19 protein-coding genes are annotated in these 18,187 nt (G+C 28.5%); 8 read left to right on the top strand and 11 right to left on the bottom strand.

Annotation, left to right across the window (positions count from 1 at the left end; genetic code table 11):
* The first annotated feature begins 49 nt into the window (after window positions 1-49).
* Together Q0E86_RS00940 and Q0E86_RS00935 are read left to right on the top strand one after the other, a co-directional pair.
* On the top strand, window positions 50-2,170 hold the full coding sequence (locus tag Q0E86_RS00940) for a hypothetical protein (RefSeq protein WP_295754096.1): 2,121 nt from the start codon (window positions 50-52) through the stop codon (window positions 2,168-2,170).
* Window positions 2,171-2,172: 2 nt separating this feature from the next.
* The gene (locus Q0E86_RS00935) at window positions 2,173-2,817 is read left to right on the top strand and encodes a putative bacteriocin export ABC transporter (protein WP_177852035.1); all 645 of its coding nucleotides are present in this window, start codon (window positions 2,173-2,175) and stop codon (window positions 2,815-2,817) included.
* A gap of 607 nt (window positions 2,818-3,424) precedes the next feature.
* Here the strand turns inward: Q0E86_RS00935 and Q0E86_RS00930 are convergent.
* The 3 genes from Q0E86_RS00930 to Q0E86_RS00920 are packed head-to-tail and all read right to left on the bottom strand — an operon-like array spanning window position 3,425 to window position 5,113.
* Window positions 3,425-3,643 (bottom strand): hypothetical protein, encoded by a 219-nt coding sequence (locus Q0E86_RS00930; RefSeq protein ID WP_117924904.1) that lies wholly within the window; start codon window positions 3,641-3,643, stop codon window positions 3,425-3,427.
* Window positions 3,644-3,650: 7 nt separating this feature from the next.
* Window positions 3,651-4,748, bottom strand: a complete 1,098-nt coding sequence (locus Q0E86_RS00925; RefSeq protein ID WP_295749712.1) for a M56 family metallopeptidase — start codon at window positions 4,746-4,748, stop codon at window positions 3,651-3,653.
* Window positions 4,748-5,113, bottom strand: a complete 366-nt coding sequence (locus Q0E86_RS00920; protein ID WP_295754095.1) for a BlaI/MecI/CopY family transcriptional regulator — start codon at window positions 5,111-5,113, stop codon at window positions 4,748-4,750. Before Q0E86_RS00920 ends, Q0E86_RS00925 begins: the two co-directional genes overlap by 1 nt.
* Window positions 5,114-5,815: 702 nt before the next feature.
* Between Q0E86_RS00920 and Q0E86_RS00915 the strand changes: the two genes are divergently transcribed.
* The 3 genes from Q0E86_RS00915 to Q0E86_RS00905 all read left to right on the top strand — a co-directional run bounded on the left by Q0E86_RS00915 (window position 5,816) and on the right by Q0E86_RS00905 (window position 7,934).
* Window positions 5,816-6,376, top strand: coding sequence for a hypothetical protein (locus Q0E86_RS00915; RefSeq protein WP_256268728.1), 561 nt, complete (start codon window positions 5,816-5,818; stop codon window positions 6,374-6,376).
* Window positions 6,377-6,408: 32 nt separating this feature from the next.
* A complete protein-coding gene (locus tag Q0E86_RS00910) occupies window positions 6,409-6,624 on the top strand; it encodes a hypothetical protein (RefSeq protein ID WP_256268727.1) in 216 nt (71 codons plus the stop codon).
* Window positions 6,625-7,376: 752 nt separating this feature from the next.
* Complete coding sequence (locus Q0E86_RS00905; protein ID WP_295749718.1) at window positions 7,377-7,934, top strand: DUF3267 domain-containing protein; 558 nt, start codon at window positions 7,377-7,379, stop codon at window positions 7,932-7,934.
* A gap of 388 nt (window positions 7,935-8,322) precedes the next feature.
* On the opposite strand, the gene Q0E86_RS00900 is transcribed toward Q0E86_RS00905, so the two are convergent.
* From Q0E86_RS00900 to Q0E86_RS00865, 8 genes are all read right to left on the bottom strand, one after another.
* Complete coding sequence (locus tag Q0E86_RS00900) at window positions 8,323-9,993, bottom strand: ABC transporter ATP-binding protein (RefSeq protein ID WP_295754094.1); 1,671 nt, start codon at window positions 9,991-9,993, stop codon at window positions 8,323-8,325.
* Between the two features lie 70 nt (window positions 9,994-10,063).
* A complete protein-coding gene (locus Q0E86_RS00895; RefSeq protein ID WP_295749724.1) occupies window positions 10,064-10,249 on the bottom strand; it encodes a hypothetical protein in 186 nt (61 codons plus the stop codon).
* A gap of 32 nt (window positions 10,250-10,281) precedes the next feature.
* Window positions 10,282-11,565, bottom strand: a complete 1,284-nt coding sequence (locus tag Q0E86_RS00890) for a hypothetical protein (protein ID WP_295754093.1) — start codon at window positions 11,563-11,565, stop codon at window positions 10,282-10,284.
* Window positions 11,566-12,639, bottom strand: a complete 1,074-nt coding sequence (locus Q0E86_RS00885) for a hypothetical protein (protein WP_295754092.1) — start codon at window positions 12,637-12,639, stop codon at window positions 11,566-11,568.
* Window positions 12,636-13,511 (bottom strand): ABC transporter ATP-binding protein, encoded by an 876-nt coding sequence (locus Q0E86_RS00880; protein ID WP_270485668.1) that lies wholly within the window; start codon window positions 13,509-13,511, stop codon window positions 12,636-12,638. The genes Q0E86_RS00885 and Q0E86_RS00880 overlap by 4 nt, the downstream gene beginning before the upstream one ends.
* Complete coding sequence (locus Q0E86_RS00875; RefSeq protein WP_295749735.1) at window positions 13,495-13,776, bottom strand: hypothetical protein; 282 nt, start codon at window positions 13,774-13,776, stop codon at window positions 13,495-13,497. Before Q0E86_RS00875 ends, Q0E86_RS00880 begins: the two co-directional genes overlap by 17 nt.
* Window positions 13,766-14,785, bottom strand: coding sequence for a hypothetical protein (locus Q0E86_RS00870; RefSeq protein WP_295749738.1), 1,020 nt, complete (start codon window positions 14,783-14,785; stop codon window positions 13,766-13,768). Before Q0E86_RS00870 ends, Q0E86_RS00875 begins: the two co-directional genes overlap by 11 nt.
* On the bottom strand, window positions 14,775-16,190 hold the full coding sequence (locus Q0E86_RS00865) for a radical SAM protein (RefSeq protein ID WP_295749741.1): 1,416 nt from the start codon (window positions 16,188-16,190) through the stop codon (window positions 14,775-14,777). The genes Q0E86_RS00870 and Q0E86_RS00865 overlap by 11 nt, the downstream gene beginning before the upstream one ends.
* A gap of 321 nt (window positions 16,191-16,511) precedes the next feature.
* Between Q0E86_RS00865 and Q0E86_RS00860 the strand changes: the two genes are divergently transcribed.
* From Q0E86_RS00860 to Q0E86_RS00850, 3 genes are all read left to right on the top strand, one after another.
* The gene (locus tag Q0E86_RS00860; protein WP_295749744.1) at window positions 16,512-16,961 is read left to right on the top strand and encodes a hypothetical protein; all 450 of its coding nucleotides are present in this window, start codon (window positions 16,512-16,514) and stop codon (window positions 16,959-16,961) included.
* A gap of 563 nt (window positions 16,962-17,524) precedes the next feature.
* Complete coding sequence (locus Q0E86_RS00855; RefSeq protein WP_295749747.1) at window positions 17,525-17,887, top strand: type II toxin-antitoxin system PemK/MazF family toxin; 363 nt, start codon at window positions 17,525-17,527, stop codon at window positions 17,885-17,887.
* 109 nt (window positions 17,888-17,996) lie between these two features.
* Window positions 17,997-18,179: a helix-turn-helix domain-containing protein gene (locus Q0E86_RS00850; RefSeq protein ID WP_295749750.1), complete on the top strand. Its 183-nt coding sequence runs from the start codon at window positions 17,997-17,999 to the stop codon at window positions 18,177-18,179.
* Window positions 18,180-18,187 lie beyond the last annotated feature (8 nt).

Below are 18,187 nucleotides of genomic sequence, written 5' to 3'. Positions count from 1 at the left end.
GAGTTCCCTTATCAATAAGGGACTCTTTTTTAGAAAGTTGAGATGAATTATGAAAAAATTATCATACTTGCTTGTTGCTATCCTAAGTGTATATATTTTTTATTCCGGATTCTCTTCCTTTTCTTCTGATCAGATAAACAGAATGGATTCTTTTGCCACTTCAATTGGACAAACAACTAATAAAAAAGTAACAGGATTAAACCTACAATTTAATGAAGATTTAGTTTCAACAATTCATGAATATTGTGAAAAGACAAACAGTACAGGAATTATAGCAGTTCATGAAAATACTGAGGGGTTTATAAAAAAGAATTTAATCTATATTTATTCTGCTGATCCACAGGATTTGAAATCCCTATATATACGGAATGATCAAAAACGAATTAATTTTAAAAAGGATTCAAAGAATTATTATTCTACAAATCTAAATGATAAGGATGCATATAATTATATTGATTATTTAAATCGAGGCTATTACGGAGATTATAATGACATATATGAATTTCACACTTTAAATGATTTGTTGAATCGCACTCCAGGTTCTGAAATTATTACACTTTACTCTATTTCAAATTCAAATAAAACTTCTACAAGTCAAATGAAAGATTATTTTAAAGAATTTATCCCTGAAAATAGCCAAGGACAAGGTATCTCAGATGTTGAAATTGTTCCTTACTCTATGCAAAAAGAAAAATTTTTGAATATGGTTTTTTTGAATGCAATATTAGGGACTGCATTGATTTTCGCTTTTATTTTTCTGAAAGATAGAAAAGAAATAGTGATACGTAAAATGCTAGGTAATTCAACCAAGAAAATTTTTATATCACTATATACAAAACATATCGCAATCTTATACGGTCTATTTCTTTTCTTAGAAATTATTTTATTCGCATTATTTGTTGGCCCTTATAGACCATGTGCTTCTTTATTCTTATACTATCTAATCAATGAGGGAATTAAGCTACTTTTCAGTTTAATTATGATAGGAATTATTTTGTTAATTTCAACGATAACCGTCAAATCAGTGAAGTATATAAAACAAAATGGTACTCAAGAAAATAAAACAGTTCTATCATTGGTCTTGAAAGGAATTCTGATTTTTGTTTTATTTCCTGTATTCTTAACAAACTGCGCGGATTGGATAGAATCAATACACTATCTCTATATTTTGAATTTGAATGAAAGTCAAATGTCGAATAAAATTATAACAAACGGCATATCTGTGTCTTTAAATGAGGACTTATTTTATTCATCTGAACTTGTTAATAAACTGTATTATTATATGCAGGAACATAATGGAATATATGAGGATTTCGATATAAACAAACAAATTGACTTCTTAAAAAATCATATGGACAGTGATTTAGAAATACCTGTTTCAAATGAAATACCATATATAGTTGTAAATAATAATTATTTAAAAGATTATACGATTCGCGATGAATTCGGAAATCCTTTAGATTTTAATCAGATAGAAGAATCTATTTTACTGATACCTGAAAATTATTCATTCAATCAAGATCAGATAAGCTATTATTCAAATTATGAAGATTGTAAGGTAATTCGAATCGAACCAAATCTTAGGTTTGTAAGACATATGCCTTATGTAGAAAATACGAAAGATTTAGAAAAAATAAATCCGGTAATTTTTATAGACCATAATTGGATGGAAAATGCAAGGGTTTCAACTGATAATTATTTTATCCCAATCGATACAAAAAAAAGTGTTTCAAATTTTAAAAGATTTTTAATTCAGAACAATATGGACAAAAAAGTAAATTTTTATTTAAGTGATTCTTATTTTGCACAGGTCAAGAACAAAAAAAAATATGAATTGATTTCATTAACTATACTAATCGTTTTAATAAGCATAATTTTATTTGTTTACCAACTTCAAGCGATTGTCATTTTCTTGTTTGAAAAAAGATACTATTTGTCTATTCAATATCTTTTAGGGAAATCTTTCTACGAAAGATATTCATTATACTTAAGTATAAATATATCTCTTTATCTATCGGTGATTATTTTCTATGCATTATATTCTAAAAGAATATTAGAATCTTTTGAAATTGGCCTTTTAATACTTGGAATAGATTTGATATTTACCATTTTAACGTTAAAGAAAAAAGAATATGCTGAATGTGTAGATTCATTGAAAGGAGCCAGATAGTTATGAAGAAAATTGTAGAATTAGATTCGATTCAAAAGAAATTTAAAGAGAAAGTAATCTTTGATTCATTTTCTTGTACCATATATGAAAATGAGTTTGTTGCAATAATTGGAAAATCCGGGTGTGGTAAATCAACATTGTTAAATATGATTGGCTTATTAGATAGTCCAGATTCAGGAGAAATCATTTTGTTTGGAGAAAAAGGAATTAAGCCATTTTCAAAGAAAGCCACTTTACTCTTAAAATCAAAAATAGGATATTTGTTCCAGAATTTTGCATTAATCGAAAATAAAACTGTATACGAAAATCTACAGATGGCAATAAATGAAAAAAATAATAAGACCGTAAATAAGTACATTGAAGACGCGTTAAAAAAAGTTGGCTTAAATGGATATTCAAAAAAATTCATTTATGAATGTTCTGGTGGAGAACAACAACGTATAGCCCTTGCTAGATTATTAGTTAAGCCATGTGAATTGATTTTAGCTGATGAACCAACCGGATCACTAGATGAAGAAAATAAACAAATTGTTATAAAACTACTCAAAGAATTTAAAAAAGAAGGATGTACAATTATAATGGTTACACATGATATACAATTAGCTGAAGAATGTGATCGCGTGATAGATTTGAATGGTTATATCTAAGGGTAATCCGCAATTAGATACCAGCTAGATTAAAAGTTGTAGGGTTTAAAATACTATGAGTGTTTTAAGGTTATTGCTTTCTAAAAGCAAAATCCCTATGACTTTTTTTATATATTCATAATAAAAGAGTATCACTTGTTTATGGTGATACTCTTTCGTAACTTTGGTTTAAGTGGGAAATAAGGTATAAAAAAAGCACCTGGCAAATGCTAGGTGCAATCTTTGACAAATGGTGGTCTCAGTCGGAATTGAAAAGCGCTTTTGTTTAGAGTGGATTATATTGTTGTTTCTGCTTTATATAAAGGTGCAATAATTCAAGAAAATGCATAAAATCCTATGGTTTTTATCTTTTTTTTAAAATTTTTTGATAAAATTTTGCAGTTAATTTAGTGTGAGTTGGATTTCGACTATCCGATTCATTTACCAATCAGAGTAAGTTATAATTTGAAATGTGATGGATTGAATGCATATGATTAAAAAATAAAAAGGTATCCAAGACTCCGTTGTTTAAAGACGGAGAGGGATACCAATTTGAATATATACATAAGCAGTAAACTTATGTCAATTCCCGTTTATACAAAGATATTAAAAGACTATTTTAAATTTATTAACAAGGAATCCAATGGTCTCCAACCCATTTATTCAATGTTTGATTCCATAATCTTCTATACAATTTTCCGTTTATAAATTTGTATTTCCAGACTAGCTGATCTTTGTATGGCATAGTAACATCAATATTTGCAGTGACTTCAGTTTCATTTGCTAAAACAGGTGTTACTATATTCATAGATGCGATCAACACTAACATAATCATTATTTTTTTCATAAATTATTTACTCCTCTATAATCGGAATATCCTTAAAACATTCAATTTTTGGATTTGATATTTCAACTCGCTTTTTGCCAAATACTAATTCATATGTTCCATCTTTATGTTTAATAATATATCCCTTATCTATATCTGATTGATCATACATATCTTCATTGTTTGGAGGTTCAAATGCAGACTCCAAAATAATGCTGTTTGTAAGTAATGGAAGAGCTAATACGGCGATCATTAGAATTTTGCTCGTTTTTTTTCGATACATTCCATCCATTAAATAATTTATACGATATTCTAATACATGTGCATTATCTTGAATCATAAAATGTGTAGATTGTCCCTTGAATTCATTTTTACTTTGAATGTTTTTTTGGATTTCTATAAGTGTATACATATATTTCATTACTTCCTCTTTAGAAAATGGACTTGTTGTTTGATAGTCTACACGCATTTCCAAAAATAAATCAATTTTATCTCTTAATCTATATACTGGAATAAACCACCAATACATGATAACTAATAGATTGATAATTTGTTTAGTGCACACATCATGATTTTTAATGTGCCATGTTTCATGAAGTAATATATTTTTTAAATTTTCTTGTGAAAGGTATACGTCTGGTATCAATATAGTTTTATTAAAGCCCATGACCATCGGGGAAGAAACATAGTTTGTTTTTAACACCACATAATTTTCTTCTTGATAGTTATCTATAAAATCGCTTATATGATAATGTTCTGAATGATTTTCAATACGTTTGTACATGTCTTTGGCAATTTGAATTGCGCGAATCCATTTAATCAGGTTCCATATAATGCCTAATGCCCAAACCAATAATAAGAATTGATATACTTGCACATTTGCATAGATCTTATATTGTAACAGTACAATGATTGGATTCATGATTGTGGGCACTATAATGGTTTTAGTAAATTTGAATTCAAGTGGCACAAACATTCTTACTACGACAACAACAACTAACACTGTTATAAAATCTGTCCGAAATAATTTATAACTTTTCTTGTATGAAAGTAATATGTCTAACAGAAGAATCAATAAAAAACTGATGCACAAAGTAATGAAAAGAGATGATGCAGAAAATCGCATTATTTTAACTCTTTCTCTTTTTCTTGAATCAATTTCTTTAATTGTTCAATCATTTCTAAATCATTTGTGTGTTCAACAAAATAAGCTGAAATTTTTGCACGTGTATCTTCGCCAATAAATGAATTCACATATTGAGCTTCGGATATAACTGGTCTATATAATCTTGTGATTGCCTTCTTGTTCTGTCCAATTCCTGCTACTTTGATATATTTGATCTCCAATAATTTTTGTAACGTTTGCTGAATCGTATTGATACTCAAATCTTTGGAAGCTAATTTAATATCGTTTGCAGACATTGCAATATCATGCTTCCATAAGATATCCATGACCTCATTTTCCTTCTTAGTAAATTGTATATATATCATGTGCGTTCCTCCATTTAAATTTTTTTGTGTATATCTTCTCTTATATTATATGAATAAATATTTATTTTTTCAATTCGAATATAATTAAATATAACGAATATAAAAAAATATAGCAGATATGAATATTTATATTGTATTTTCATGGGTTTTATATTATATTTGAGTTAGAGATAGCGCTATCTTTGAAAAAGGGATAAGCATACTTGGTAAAGTATGTTGATGATTTTCCTGATAATATTTCAATATGAAAGAGATACACAAAGAGTGTATGAAGTTGTATTTAAAAGAATGGGATTTTTTAAATCATAACTTTCCCATAAAAGTACACTAATCTCCAGTTTGAAAGATGTTGTGTCACAAGAGAAACATTTGATTTTCTGGGTTTACTCATTTCAATAGTAAGACATGGAAGGGTTACTACATTGTGGATTAAAAAATCAGTCGGAAATGAAAAAATGATTTAGCCTGATTTGTAGAAATGTTCAAAAAAGTTTTAAATTGGAAAGGTTCTTTGAAATGTGGCAGGAAAGAATCATTCACCCATATATCCATGTAGATATATGGATTGTGATGAAGAAGCCATATTTATTAAAAAATGTTTAAATGTAGCAGTGGAACTGTATGTGGGAAAATCGCACGTGCATTTTTTAGACGAGTTTAATTTCAATTGTTTAATGTTAAAATTAGGAGGTGTATTTACTTATGAATAGAAAAATTAAACGATTATCGATTCTTGTGTTTAGTATGGTTTTGTCAGTATTTTTTAACACAAATATGTTGAGTGCTAAAGAAATTGATGTGCCTGTTCATTCTCAACAACGCGCCTGTGAAGCAGGAACTATGTATCCTATTCCAGACAAAGGTGAAGTTATTCTACTAGAAGATAACTCAACGATTGAACCATTATATGGATCTGAAATTTCTGCTTTATCTGATGTAAACCGCGCTGCATCAAGAATAAATGTAAATAAGTCATATAGTATTCGCATTCAAGATCAAGGTGGTAGTTGTGTATCAAGTGCTAAAGTCACTGTAACGGGTGCATATACATATAATAACGGGAAAATTTCAAATGTTAGTTTAAATGCCGCAATTACATATGTGCCTACATTATGGACTGTTTCTATTAATTCACAATGGCACAATATTAGTGGTTCTAGCTTAACACATAGTATTAACTATCGTTCTTCTGTAAATGATCCATATTCTTGTTTAGTAGGTGGAGGTTATTGGTATAGTGGTGCAACCATTAAAATTCGATAATATTATTTATAATAAGAAAGAGGGTGTAAAAAATGAAAAAATATGTGGATGCATTCCTTGTGATTATTGGATTATTAATTATTGTTGGGACAGTAATCTGTTATTTATTCTATAATTTAAATCCAACTACAATGTATGCCATCTGTGGAATTGTTTTAGTGATAATGGTTTTATTACTATATATTAGAAACTATAAGAACAATCATTATGGTGGCAAATTCAAAAATGATTTTCCTGATGCACATTAATCCAATTATTATTGATTCTTTTGTATAAATTTAAATTTCTCAATAAAAGAGTATCACTTGTTGCGGTGATACTCTTTCGTAACTTTGGTTTAAGTAGAAAATAAGGGTAATCCGCAATTAGATAGGGTCGACTAAAAGTTGGCTTCAAAAATTGTAGGGTTGAAAACCCTATGAGTGTTTAAAGGATTATTAACTAGGGAGCAGAGATGTTTAAACTGTTTGATGAATTTTTTCATATTTTAGGTAAACATTAATAAACTTTTCTTGAAGATTTATTGGAAGACCTATTGATAGTAATATAATCATGAATTTGTCTTACAATGGTTCCATTTTGATAAACTAATTAAAGATATATTTTACACATGTAATCGAAAAAAGGTGAACGTTTACAAATCTGCGAAATTGCGACATAATTTATGTCTTTAGATAGATTAAATACTCATAGAATTGTATAATAGTACTAGGGAATAGGTTCATGATGAAAACAAGGAAAAAAAACATGGAATAGAATACAAAGAGAAAAGTTAGCGTTGAAGAATTGAATGAATTATCAATTGTTGATGGTAATGATGGAAATCCAGAACCCAGATGTTCTATTTCTAACATTATCATTACGACTGTTTTGGTATCATTAGTGTCTATTTCATATTTTACTACTAGTCCAGAGCAGTGCTAGTTAATTGGATGTATTCCCACGTCTATTCGAATCGCTGCTCCAAATTCGTATAGATGAGTAGAGAGGATTTATGTGTATGGTAGAAAAGTTTTGTGATAATAGAAATTTTAAAATACTTAAAATAAACAAAAAAACAGAAAATATTAGTATGTTGATCATTGTGTTATGTACATTGCTACTATTGGTATTTTTTTTAAAGATTAAAAGATTTTATATTAATGATATAGACTTGTTTTTTTCTGCATTTGGAGCTGTGCTTATTTCTGTTTTTCCTTTTAGTATTATACATGAATATATACATTTGCTATCATATCCGAAAAAAAGTAGAAAAAAAATAATATTCAAAATGAAGAACTTACAACCGATAATATCTGTTGAAAGTGATGCGAGGATGAGCAAGTGTAGAACTCTAATAATGTTAATATCTCCGACGCTTGTCTTGGCAATTATTCCTATTTTTTTATCATTCATTATAAAAAATTTGATTCTTATGACTTTTCTTATTTTTTTTGGCTTTTCAAGCTTAGCAATGTCGGTAAGTGATATATATTTTTTTATTGTTATATTGTTAAAAATGAGAAATAACGAACTTTTTTATCAAGAAGATAATAAGATTTATATTTTAAAAAAATGAAGTTTTTTTCAGTGTGTGAAGGAGAATATGATTATGGAATATCAATTTATAGAATTTACTAAAAATATAATTAATAATTACAAAAACAGAAACTATTTAATCCTAAATTGAGTATTCCATGGTGGCGGAGCCACCCAATCCATGAAAATAGAACCACCGAATCCATTTGGACAGAGCCATGCAATCCATTGCTCAGAGCCACTAAATCCACGAAGAGGTAAGCGTCAAATAGAGCCCATATTAAAAGATCCAATTTGAAATGATACAATGTCATTGCCAAATGGATCTTTTCTATTTTACATATAGATTCTTTGGCTGCTGTTTAGAGCGCAGCAATACACTATTTATGATTTCATTTGATAATCCTTATAATCCGTCTTTAGATTTCTCATAATTTAACTATCTGATCTACATAATCATTCCATTCATTATCATGAGATACGACGATAGTTATTGTATTTTTATTGTATTTTCTAATTAATTTTACAGCATCCTTCTTTGACTCTACATCCATTGCATTTGAAACCTCATCATAGATATTAATCAATTTAGTATTAGCTAAAGATCGTGCAAGTAATATTTTTTGCATTTCTCCTCCAGAAAATGATGTACCATAATCATCTAATTCATTAGAAATAGGGGTGTATATAGTCAATGGAAGTTTTTGTATTTTTGAAGCTATTCCAACTTTATCTAATAAATCCCATACAAGTTTCTCGTCTGCATCCTTATTTTGAATTGGACGCATAATAATATTATAAATTAACGGTAATGCATAAAGTTGGCCATCTTGAAACATTATATTTACATTTTCTTTTAGCCATTTTTGTTCAGCTTTTATTACACCATTTATATAAATATCACCACAAGCTGTCTTGTACAAGCCACATATAATGTTTAATAGTGTAGATTTTCCTGCTCCATTTTTCCCTTGTATCAAATATATCTTATTATTTTGAAATTCATAATTAAAATTATCTATAATTCTTCTGCTTTTGAAAGAAAAAGAAATGTTCTCTAACTTTAGCGAATCTAACAAAAAAGGATAATTATTTAGACAATCATTATCTGATTCTGATTTTTTTGATTCAATGATTTTTTTAAATTCCGAAATATATAAAGAATTTTGGTAAAAATCTGGAATAATATTAAATATTGATTTTATATATAAACATAAATCCATGGTGCTATTATATAAAACTAAAAAATCACTTATCAAAATTTCGTTGACAATATATTTAAAGAATAAAATAATAATTGTACAAAATTGAAGAATAAATTCCAGTATATCTTGCATCATGGTTACTTGAATACTTTTTTTTGCATATTTCTCATTAATATGATATATATCATCAACAGACTTTTTATACGTTGCTTTAATTACTTCAAATATTTTAAATTTTCTTAACTCTTTTGAATATTGCTTTAGATATACAGTTCTTGTAGTATAATCAAATATTCGCGATGGATATATGCTATCTATATTTTTTTTGAAATCTAATTTTGCTTGGTAAAAGTTCAATATTACACTAAATAAAACAACGATAAGGACTAATACTATAATCCGAAAATCATATTGTATGACAATAGATCCAATTCCAATAATTGATAAAATTTGGGTCAATAATTTACCCAAGTTATTTTGTAAAGATAATATATTAGATAAACCTTGTGTCATATTCAAATATATCTTATCGTAATATTCCTTATCTTCGAAAATTAAAACATTTTTATTTAAAATTGAATTATATAAATCAAAGTTTGTGCGTTCTGACATAATTATCTTTTTTAGTTCTATCGATTGCTTTTCAATTTTATTTTGCAAATAATCAACAATTATAGAAATTGTAAAGATTATAAACAACATAATAGTTAATACATTTATTTTTTTTTGTAGAAAAACATCCAATAATACTTTTAATGAATAAACAGAAAATATTGATGAAAAAGCAGTTAAAATGACATTTAAAAATTCAAGAAAAATATAAGATTTGTCTATTTTATATATATACTTGATTGCATAAAATACATTTTTGTAAAAGACTTTTATTTTTTTCATATATATTCCATCCATTCTATCCAATCAAGTAAGCAGTTATTCACCGTGAATAACTGCTTATAACTTAATGTTATCTTGGTGTTACTGCACCAGCAGCACTAGCTGTATTACGCATATAATCATTTTGATCTTTTCTAATCCATTGACCAGGTCTTGTAGTTGCATCACCTGTGCAAACGTTTCGGCATGCGCAAGCTCTAGGTTGAACACTAGACAATGTACTTTTTCCGATTACAGTTTTCTTTAACTTGATCATCTTGCTGTCTCCTTTCTATTTTCCATGATATGTCAAGCGTGCACTTTCTTAGCACACCACTTCAAAACTAAATACAAAATCACACTATATAGTCCAATAATTACAACTCCCGCAAAATATCCAAAATAACTAGTACCTAATAGGTTCATTCCAAAATCTCTGTATGACATTGGATTGAATGTATTGATCTTCTGCATGTTTCCTAATGGCGATGCAAAAGAACAAAGACCCAAGACAACTAAAAATACAAGCAAAGATAAGTATTTGTTTTTCATAAGTTTAGATAATACAGTTATGAATAGGACATAAAACGTTGTAGACAGCACAAGTCCAAATGCTACAAATAGTGTACATTGCCACAATGGCATCAATTCCATTCCTGGTGTTGTAAACTGATTGACACTCATATTCGTTAGTCCACTTGCCACAAGCTCAATATGATCCAATCCTTGTGTATCCCAATAATGAAAACCAGTAAATCCTGGCTTATAATATAAAACCGGATAGATCAGATTCGATACACCTTTAAAAGGTACAAGAACTATCATATAAACTAAAATAGGCAAGAAAACAACCAACAGAACAAAAAGCACGTCAGAAATTAAATTCCATCTTACATATTTTTTCTTTACTCCAGAAATAGTTAGAATTGTTTTTTCTGTCTTTGCTCGTCTTTCTTTTTGTTGAAACAATAGAAGTCCAACCAGCAAAGGTAAAACTACAGGCAATATATATCGAGCTATCTGTAGTGAAACACTGGATGCATCCACATATGAATATGTTATTGGAGTAAGATCATGTTTTAGCAAGTAGTCAAAGTAACGAGCCTGCTGCATTGAACAAAAATATAAATTAATATCATTTGATTTTTGTACAATTAATTTCTCGTATTGCGACAAATCAGGTAATCCATATTCCTTCCTTAATTCTTCTAGAACATCTGCATGTTCAAAATAGGAATCATTAGGCATGTTCGAAGTCACCATATACCACTGTGCTTCTAACACACTCACCTTTACTTTATATTCACAATATGACTTCCAATTTTTTTCTTTTCCATCCTGCTCACCCTTATCAATGGTCTGACGTATCAAATTTACTTCATCCATGAATTCTTGGTAAAGTTTGGGATCATTCTTTTGTGAAACACTTGCTATACTAATGCCTAGTGATGTTTGATATGGACTTTCCGTAAATGATTTTGTATTCAAAATAAACAACAAAGCAATCTCACAAATGATGAATAGTACAATTAGAATCAGATTTTCTTTCCTTTTTAAATTAGATTTGATATTGAAAAGCACATAAGTCCACATTTATCTCACCAGCTCTCTTTTTTTAAAACATTGTAATGAAATCAAACTACAAGACAGAAAATACACCAAGCTTATAATAGCAGCCAGGACAACCTGCTTATGGATAATCAGGTTCACAAAATCAATATGTAAAAACGGAATATACACAAAGAATCTAGAATAGCCTGTTACATTTCCTAGGACAAAGAAAAGTGCGTATAGAATTAGATTTACAGCTACAATAAATCCATTATTTAAACTGAATGTAAATAACAATGCAGATATACCTACCACAAATACACTTTCTATAACTAATAGAATAATACTTTTTGCAACAATCTCTTTCACTGTATACATCTGATTAAAGTAAAAGTATGGATAATCACAATTTCCAATTCCAAAAATCAATCCAGAAAGAACGATAATCAAAAACATCACTATTATCAAAAAAACAGCTGCAACCAATGAAAACTTCATCTTATTCAACAGTATTTTTTGCTTTGAAATTCTTGAAACATATAAGTTTTTATAAAACCCACTTTCCATTTCCAAACCGAATATATCGCATAATAATATGCATAGGATCAACATGACAACTAAATACAGTTTTTGATTAAACAGTTCATTGAATATATTAAAAGTATTAGGTTCATATGGACTATTCAACATTTCAATATGATTCTTCTTTAGATATTTCAACTGCTTTGTTTCATTCTGCAAAGTTTGAACATCTCTTTTCTCAAAATCATTGATGATATACCCCTCATTATTTGCCTGCAGCATCAAATGATTCCAGCTCAATTTTGATTCTATAAATTCATCTGTTTTATTTTCACTGTTGTAGTAAAAGTGGATCAGACCACTCGCATTGCGATACACCTTTTTCCAAAATTCAGACTCTTCTTCACTTCCTGCTTCATCCATTCTGTTTTCAGAAATTCGATAGGCCTTTTGGTAGATTTTGATTTGAGATTCATTATAGTGTTTATCCATATAAACGTTGTAACCTATAAAACAAACGAGAAAGAATACTAGAAATCCAAATACACCGACATTTCGTTTATTAAAGATAAACTTTTTAAGTTCGTACATCATAATGATGCCTCTTGAATAAACTCGTTGTATACATCTTCTAATGTTTTGTGTATTTGAGTAATATTCTTCACTTGAACCCCTTGCTTTTCCAAATTCGAAAGTACTTCCATAACAGAATTCACTTCCAATTTATAGGTATTTCCTGTTTGTTCTATGATTTGCAAGTCTGATTGATCTGGTATTTTTCTATCCGTTTCTAATACATATACATTTTCTTTTTCTTCCATGGAAATCTCTTTGATTTTCCCAAAATGGATACCTATGATTCGATCTGCCATCTTTTCAATTTCACCTAACTGATGACTTGAAATTAGTAAAGCTACATTCTTTTCCTTGGCCAAGCGTATCAATTCTTCACGTAAGCCTTGAATCCCCGTAGCATCCAGTCCATTCATTGGTTCATCTAGTAATAATACTTTAGGTTCTTTCATTAAAGCCACAGCTAAACCTGTTCTTTGTTTCATGCCCATGGAATATTGGGATACTGCCTTAGTTTTCAGCTGAGAACCAATCTGAGTAAACTCCATCATTTCATGCAGTTTTTCTTTTGAAGCATGATTTAAAGTGGCCATTAATTCCAGATTTTCTTTACCTGTCATATTTTCAAATAATCCAGGACCTTCAATCATGCATGATACATATGATAATGCTTTTTCCCTTTGTTTAACTACATCTTCTCCGCATATAGAAATAGTTCCTTCATCCATATTTATCAAATTACACATACATTTCATTAGTGTGCTTTTTCCTGCACCATTTTGTCCAACAAAGCCAACTATTTCACCAGGTTTCATACTAAAAGAAACATGATTTAATACAATTTTATCTTTGAAACTCTTAACTACATTTTTCACCTCAACTACATTTTTCATCTTTCTCATCCAACTTTCTTTTTATCATAACAACGATAGAATCAATACTCAAAAAATTATAATTTAGAAAATCCTCTTCAATAAAGTCCATATTAAATGATTGCTTAATCAAAATATATAACTTTACCAACTCTATAGGGCTAAATTCAAACGGTTTTAAAAATAATGATACTTTATAATTGTTATCAATAATATTTTCTTCAATTCCATAATATGTTTTAATAAGGCCTTTAACTTTACCATATATTTGTAAACTATCTATCATCATATTCTCCTAAAATATTAATAATACTATCTACCAGTTCCGAATAATTTATTGTATACATATCGTTTTCTTTAATTGAATCTAAAAGACTAAACGGAAGATATGTATCTTTAGGTTGACTAGATAAAGTCGTTCCTTCTCCAAATCGCCAATAACCATTATTAACTACAAAAGCATCAATTTTCTTATTATATTTTGACTCAGAAACATCTTCAATTTCTTTTACCATATCTCTATCAATAAAATCATAAGGTAAAGACACTATTAAATAATCAGGTCGAATTAAATTATTAAGAAAAGAGAAATAAATTCCAAAATCATTAAATACATAATTATTGAGTTGCGAAAAACCACCGGGTACTTGAACAATAATTAAATCAACATTCATATCGTCATCCAATCTTTTAATTTGCTCATATAATTTATATTGGGTAAAATAAAGTTTTTCTGGTTTTTCCAAAAAAGATGAATCAAAAATAATATCATTAGAATATTTTAAATTTTTATTATAAGTCATTATTTTTGAATTATATCCTGCTTCTTTTAAATAAAATTTTAAATTCAAACTAATCAAACTGTTATGTATAGAGTCAAATATTCCTGAAATATAAATAATTGGTTTTTCAATTGGACTAATTGGACGAGGACTAAAAGATTCATTATCTTTTTTTTGCTTTATTTTAGTATCAAAATAACCAGTTAAATCGTGAATAGTTATCTTATTCTCCTTTGCTAAAATGTATACTTTTTTTATTTGCTTATACAAAGCCAAATTATCACCAGGATTAAGAATTACAAAATCTGTAATTTGATTCCAACTAACATCTGCAATATCTAGCACATTTACTCCTATATCTGGCATATTAACCGAATAAGCAACGTCTCTTCCAATAAGTCCAGTACCTTTACAACTTGCAACAACAAAATCACCATTTATCTTTTTTACATAATCAATTAGTGAAAATGAATAATCATTAAAAGGGAAAAACAATGTAGTTTTAATTGCCATATATCTTTCCTCCATCGATTAACGAAAGTATTTCATTATATGACATTCTATCTTTTAATGCCTGAACGAAATTTTCTCGTTGCACTCTGCATACTTGTAAGCTTTCTTCATTCTCTTCTAGACCACTTACACCAAACTGTTCTGGACATAAATTACACTCACGAACAGCAAAACAATTTATGCATCTGTTCCCAAATTTTCTATTAAAATGCATTAAATTGTTAATATTCTTTAAATTATATCCATCTTTCACATTTCCAATAATCATATCTTTTAATTTTTCATTAACTCTTTCACAAGGATAAAAATCACCATTTACAGAAACAAATGTTTTTGTCATACCTGGTAAACACATTCCTGAAGTAATAAAATCCTTTTCAATATATTCTGCAACTTTATTTCTAGTTCCATTATTAAATTCATCTTTTAATAACTTTTTTTGTGACTCAAATAATTTGGTTTCTTTTTCAAAATGAAAATTATCAATTGTTTCTAACAAGCACAGAAATATCTTGTAATTGTATGAATTTATAAAATCATTACTTATTATATTTTTCTTGTCCGAATAAGAATCATCAATTTTTACAGTATATAGATTTGTATTCTCTAAAAAAGGATATTTATCCAATAGTTTTTCATAGACTTCCATGTTTAAAGATGGATCCAACACCATATTTATTGTCATTTTTTTGAATAGTAATTTATGTTTTTCTTGAATCATTTTAATCTTTTTCAAAACTACATCAAAAACACTCAAATCATTCCCTGCAAAATGTCTATTTTTATCCGTGGAATCTTTATCACCATCTAAACTTATTAACAATTGAAAATTGTTTTTTTCCATAAAAGAAATGATTTCATCTGTTAACAAAGTGCCATTTGTTGTTATTGAGTAATGAATATCTTTACCCTCAAATAATCTATTTGAATAATCTACAATACGATTTACCAATTCAAAATTAAGTAATGGTTCTCCTCCATAGAAACCAATTCCAATAAAATCAGAATCTACTGAATGTTGAAAATAAAAATCTAAACCTTTTTTAGCAACTTCCCAAGTCATATTTACGTTCTTATGATGCCTTATCTTTTCATTAGATTGAGAATAAGGACAGTATGCACAACGTAAATTACAACCTTGAGTCACCTGAAAAATAAAGAAAGATAAATTTCTATCATTTAAATATTCGATTCGCTTTGAAAGAGGATTATAGAGTTGTTTAAATTGATAATCTTTAAAAAATCCTTTTTCTAATAATATTTCGTATTCTTTTTCACATAGCTCGTTACACGAATGTTGTTTTTGCAAATCTGTGAACAGTTCATCCGATATATAAGAAACCAAATTACTATTAACATCGTAAATATATTTTTTATCTCTGTTCTGAAATAAATGATAGAACATATGTAAGCACCTCCTTATTTTCTGAAACCACTTACATATTATATATCATTTACTTGTTCATTTTTCAATATTTATTTTGGTAATATTATATTTTTATTTTTTATCCGAATTATTTATAAAATAAAATTTATTGGTACAGATCTTTGTTTCAGACAGTGGATCTGTTTTTTTATATTCTTTGGCAAATTAGAAGAAGGGATACTCTTCTAATCAAAATTTTTTTAAAAAATTTCTTCGATTGTGCAATTTTTTGCGGTTTTCGTCGGCTCGATTATGAAGGGATATCCCTTCGAAGCTTAGCTATGAAAAGGAGGAATAATAATGGCTAAACCCTATAATCACCGTCGCGCTGAAAATGCGTATAAGAAATGGAAGGAGAAAGATGAAAGGTTTATGAAAAAGAACGGAATGCCAATGGATAAAATTCTTTTAATGAGAGATTTTGATAGAATGCAATTTAACTCCGATCGAAGATTTTTTGAAAAAGTGGATTATGATAGTGAACAAAAAATATCAAAAGTTGTTCAGCCAAATTTATCTGAATTAAACGATCCCAGAACTGTCGGAGATTTCTTGAATTCCATAACAAGTATTACTTTTGCAGAATTATTAGAAGAATTTGGCTTTGAGATGCAGCTGATTATTTTTTTAATGTATCGTGGATATTGTGCAAAAGAAGTATCTAAAATCACAGGAATTCCAGAGTGGACGATTTGTAGAAGACTAGCAAAACTAGATTACACGTATAAAATAAGGAAAACAAATAAATAATTGAATTGCAGAATCGAAGCCGATTCTGCATGCTTTTTAATACTCAGATTTAGTGGTTTTAGTAACTGTAAGCATTAAATTAGTGACTTATTCATTGAAAACTCATGTTGAAACTATTCGTTTTAGAAAAAAATATACTTTTTTTTTATAAAGCTGCAATTTTGAGCCGTTTTCATCGGCTCACTAGTGAAGGGGATACTCGTATCTTCTTAAAGAGGTCTTTGAAAATAGCATAACAACTATTAGATACAACACTTATATATTCGAGCTGGGTCACTACTGCGCGATGATGAAGCAATTCGAGCGACGATACTTTAGATGACAAACAATATTGCTAATTGTGCCATGACAATATATAAGATAATGATACTTCTAGCGACAGGCCCAAGCGTAATATGGGTTGGTGAGATTCCAATGAAAGATAATTAGCAACTATCTTGTCTAATAGGATTCCTTTGTTTTCGGGTAATCAGGTGATAAATAGAAGACGCGATGAATATTTTAATATTAATTATCAACCAGGAGATGTCCTGGTTTTACATATTTTATAGGAGTGGATAGAAATGAAAGTGAAAAAAGGAGAAATCTATTTAGCAGATCTGAGTGATGCCTCAGGATCAGAACAAGGAAAAGTTAGGCCGGTATTAATTATTCAAAATAATCGTGGAAATAAATATAGTCCAACTACGATTGTTGCGTGTCTTTCTTCTAAGATTTATACAAAACATCATCTTCCAACACATTGTATTTTGCCAGATGGACTAGGATTGAAGTACAGATCTATGGTGATGTGTGAACAAATTCGAGTGATTGATAAGTCGAGATTATTTAAAAAGATAGCAACGTTAAATAAAAGGCAAATGGCTATTATTGATAAGAAAATAAAAATTAGTTTAGATTTACGTTTACATAACCCGAAGAAATGATTCTTCTGGTTATGGACTCTTTTCCTGTGGAAGCAGTAATGAAACACTGCTTCCTTTTTTGTAGCTGGGAATTGTGCTTTTTGAAAGTTTATAGTGAGGAGGAAAAAAGATGAAACCTGTGTTATGTGAAAAGAAAACCTATACAGTAGCTGAAATTGCAAAGATATTAGGTGTAAGTAAAGGAGCTGCTTATTCTTTAGTAAAAGAAAGTATATTTAAGAGTATAAAGATTGGTAAATCAATTCGCATTAACAAGGAATCCTTTGACAAATGGTTTTATAGCGATGAATAGGGAGGACT

It is taken from the genome of uncultured Holdemanella sp. (assembly GCF_934754935.1).
Classification (GTDB): domain Bacteria; phylum Bacillota_I; class Bacilli_A; order Erysipelotrichales; family Erysipelotrichaceae; genus Holdemanella.
Note: the sequence above shows the minus strand (reverse complement) of the source record. Positions and strands in the feature narration are given on the sequence as shown.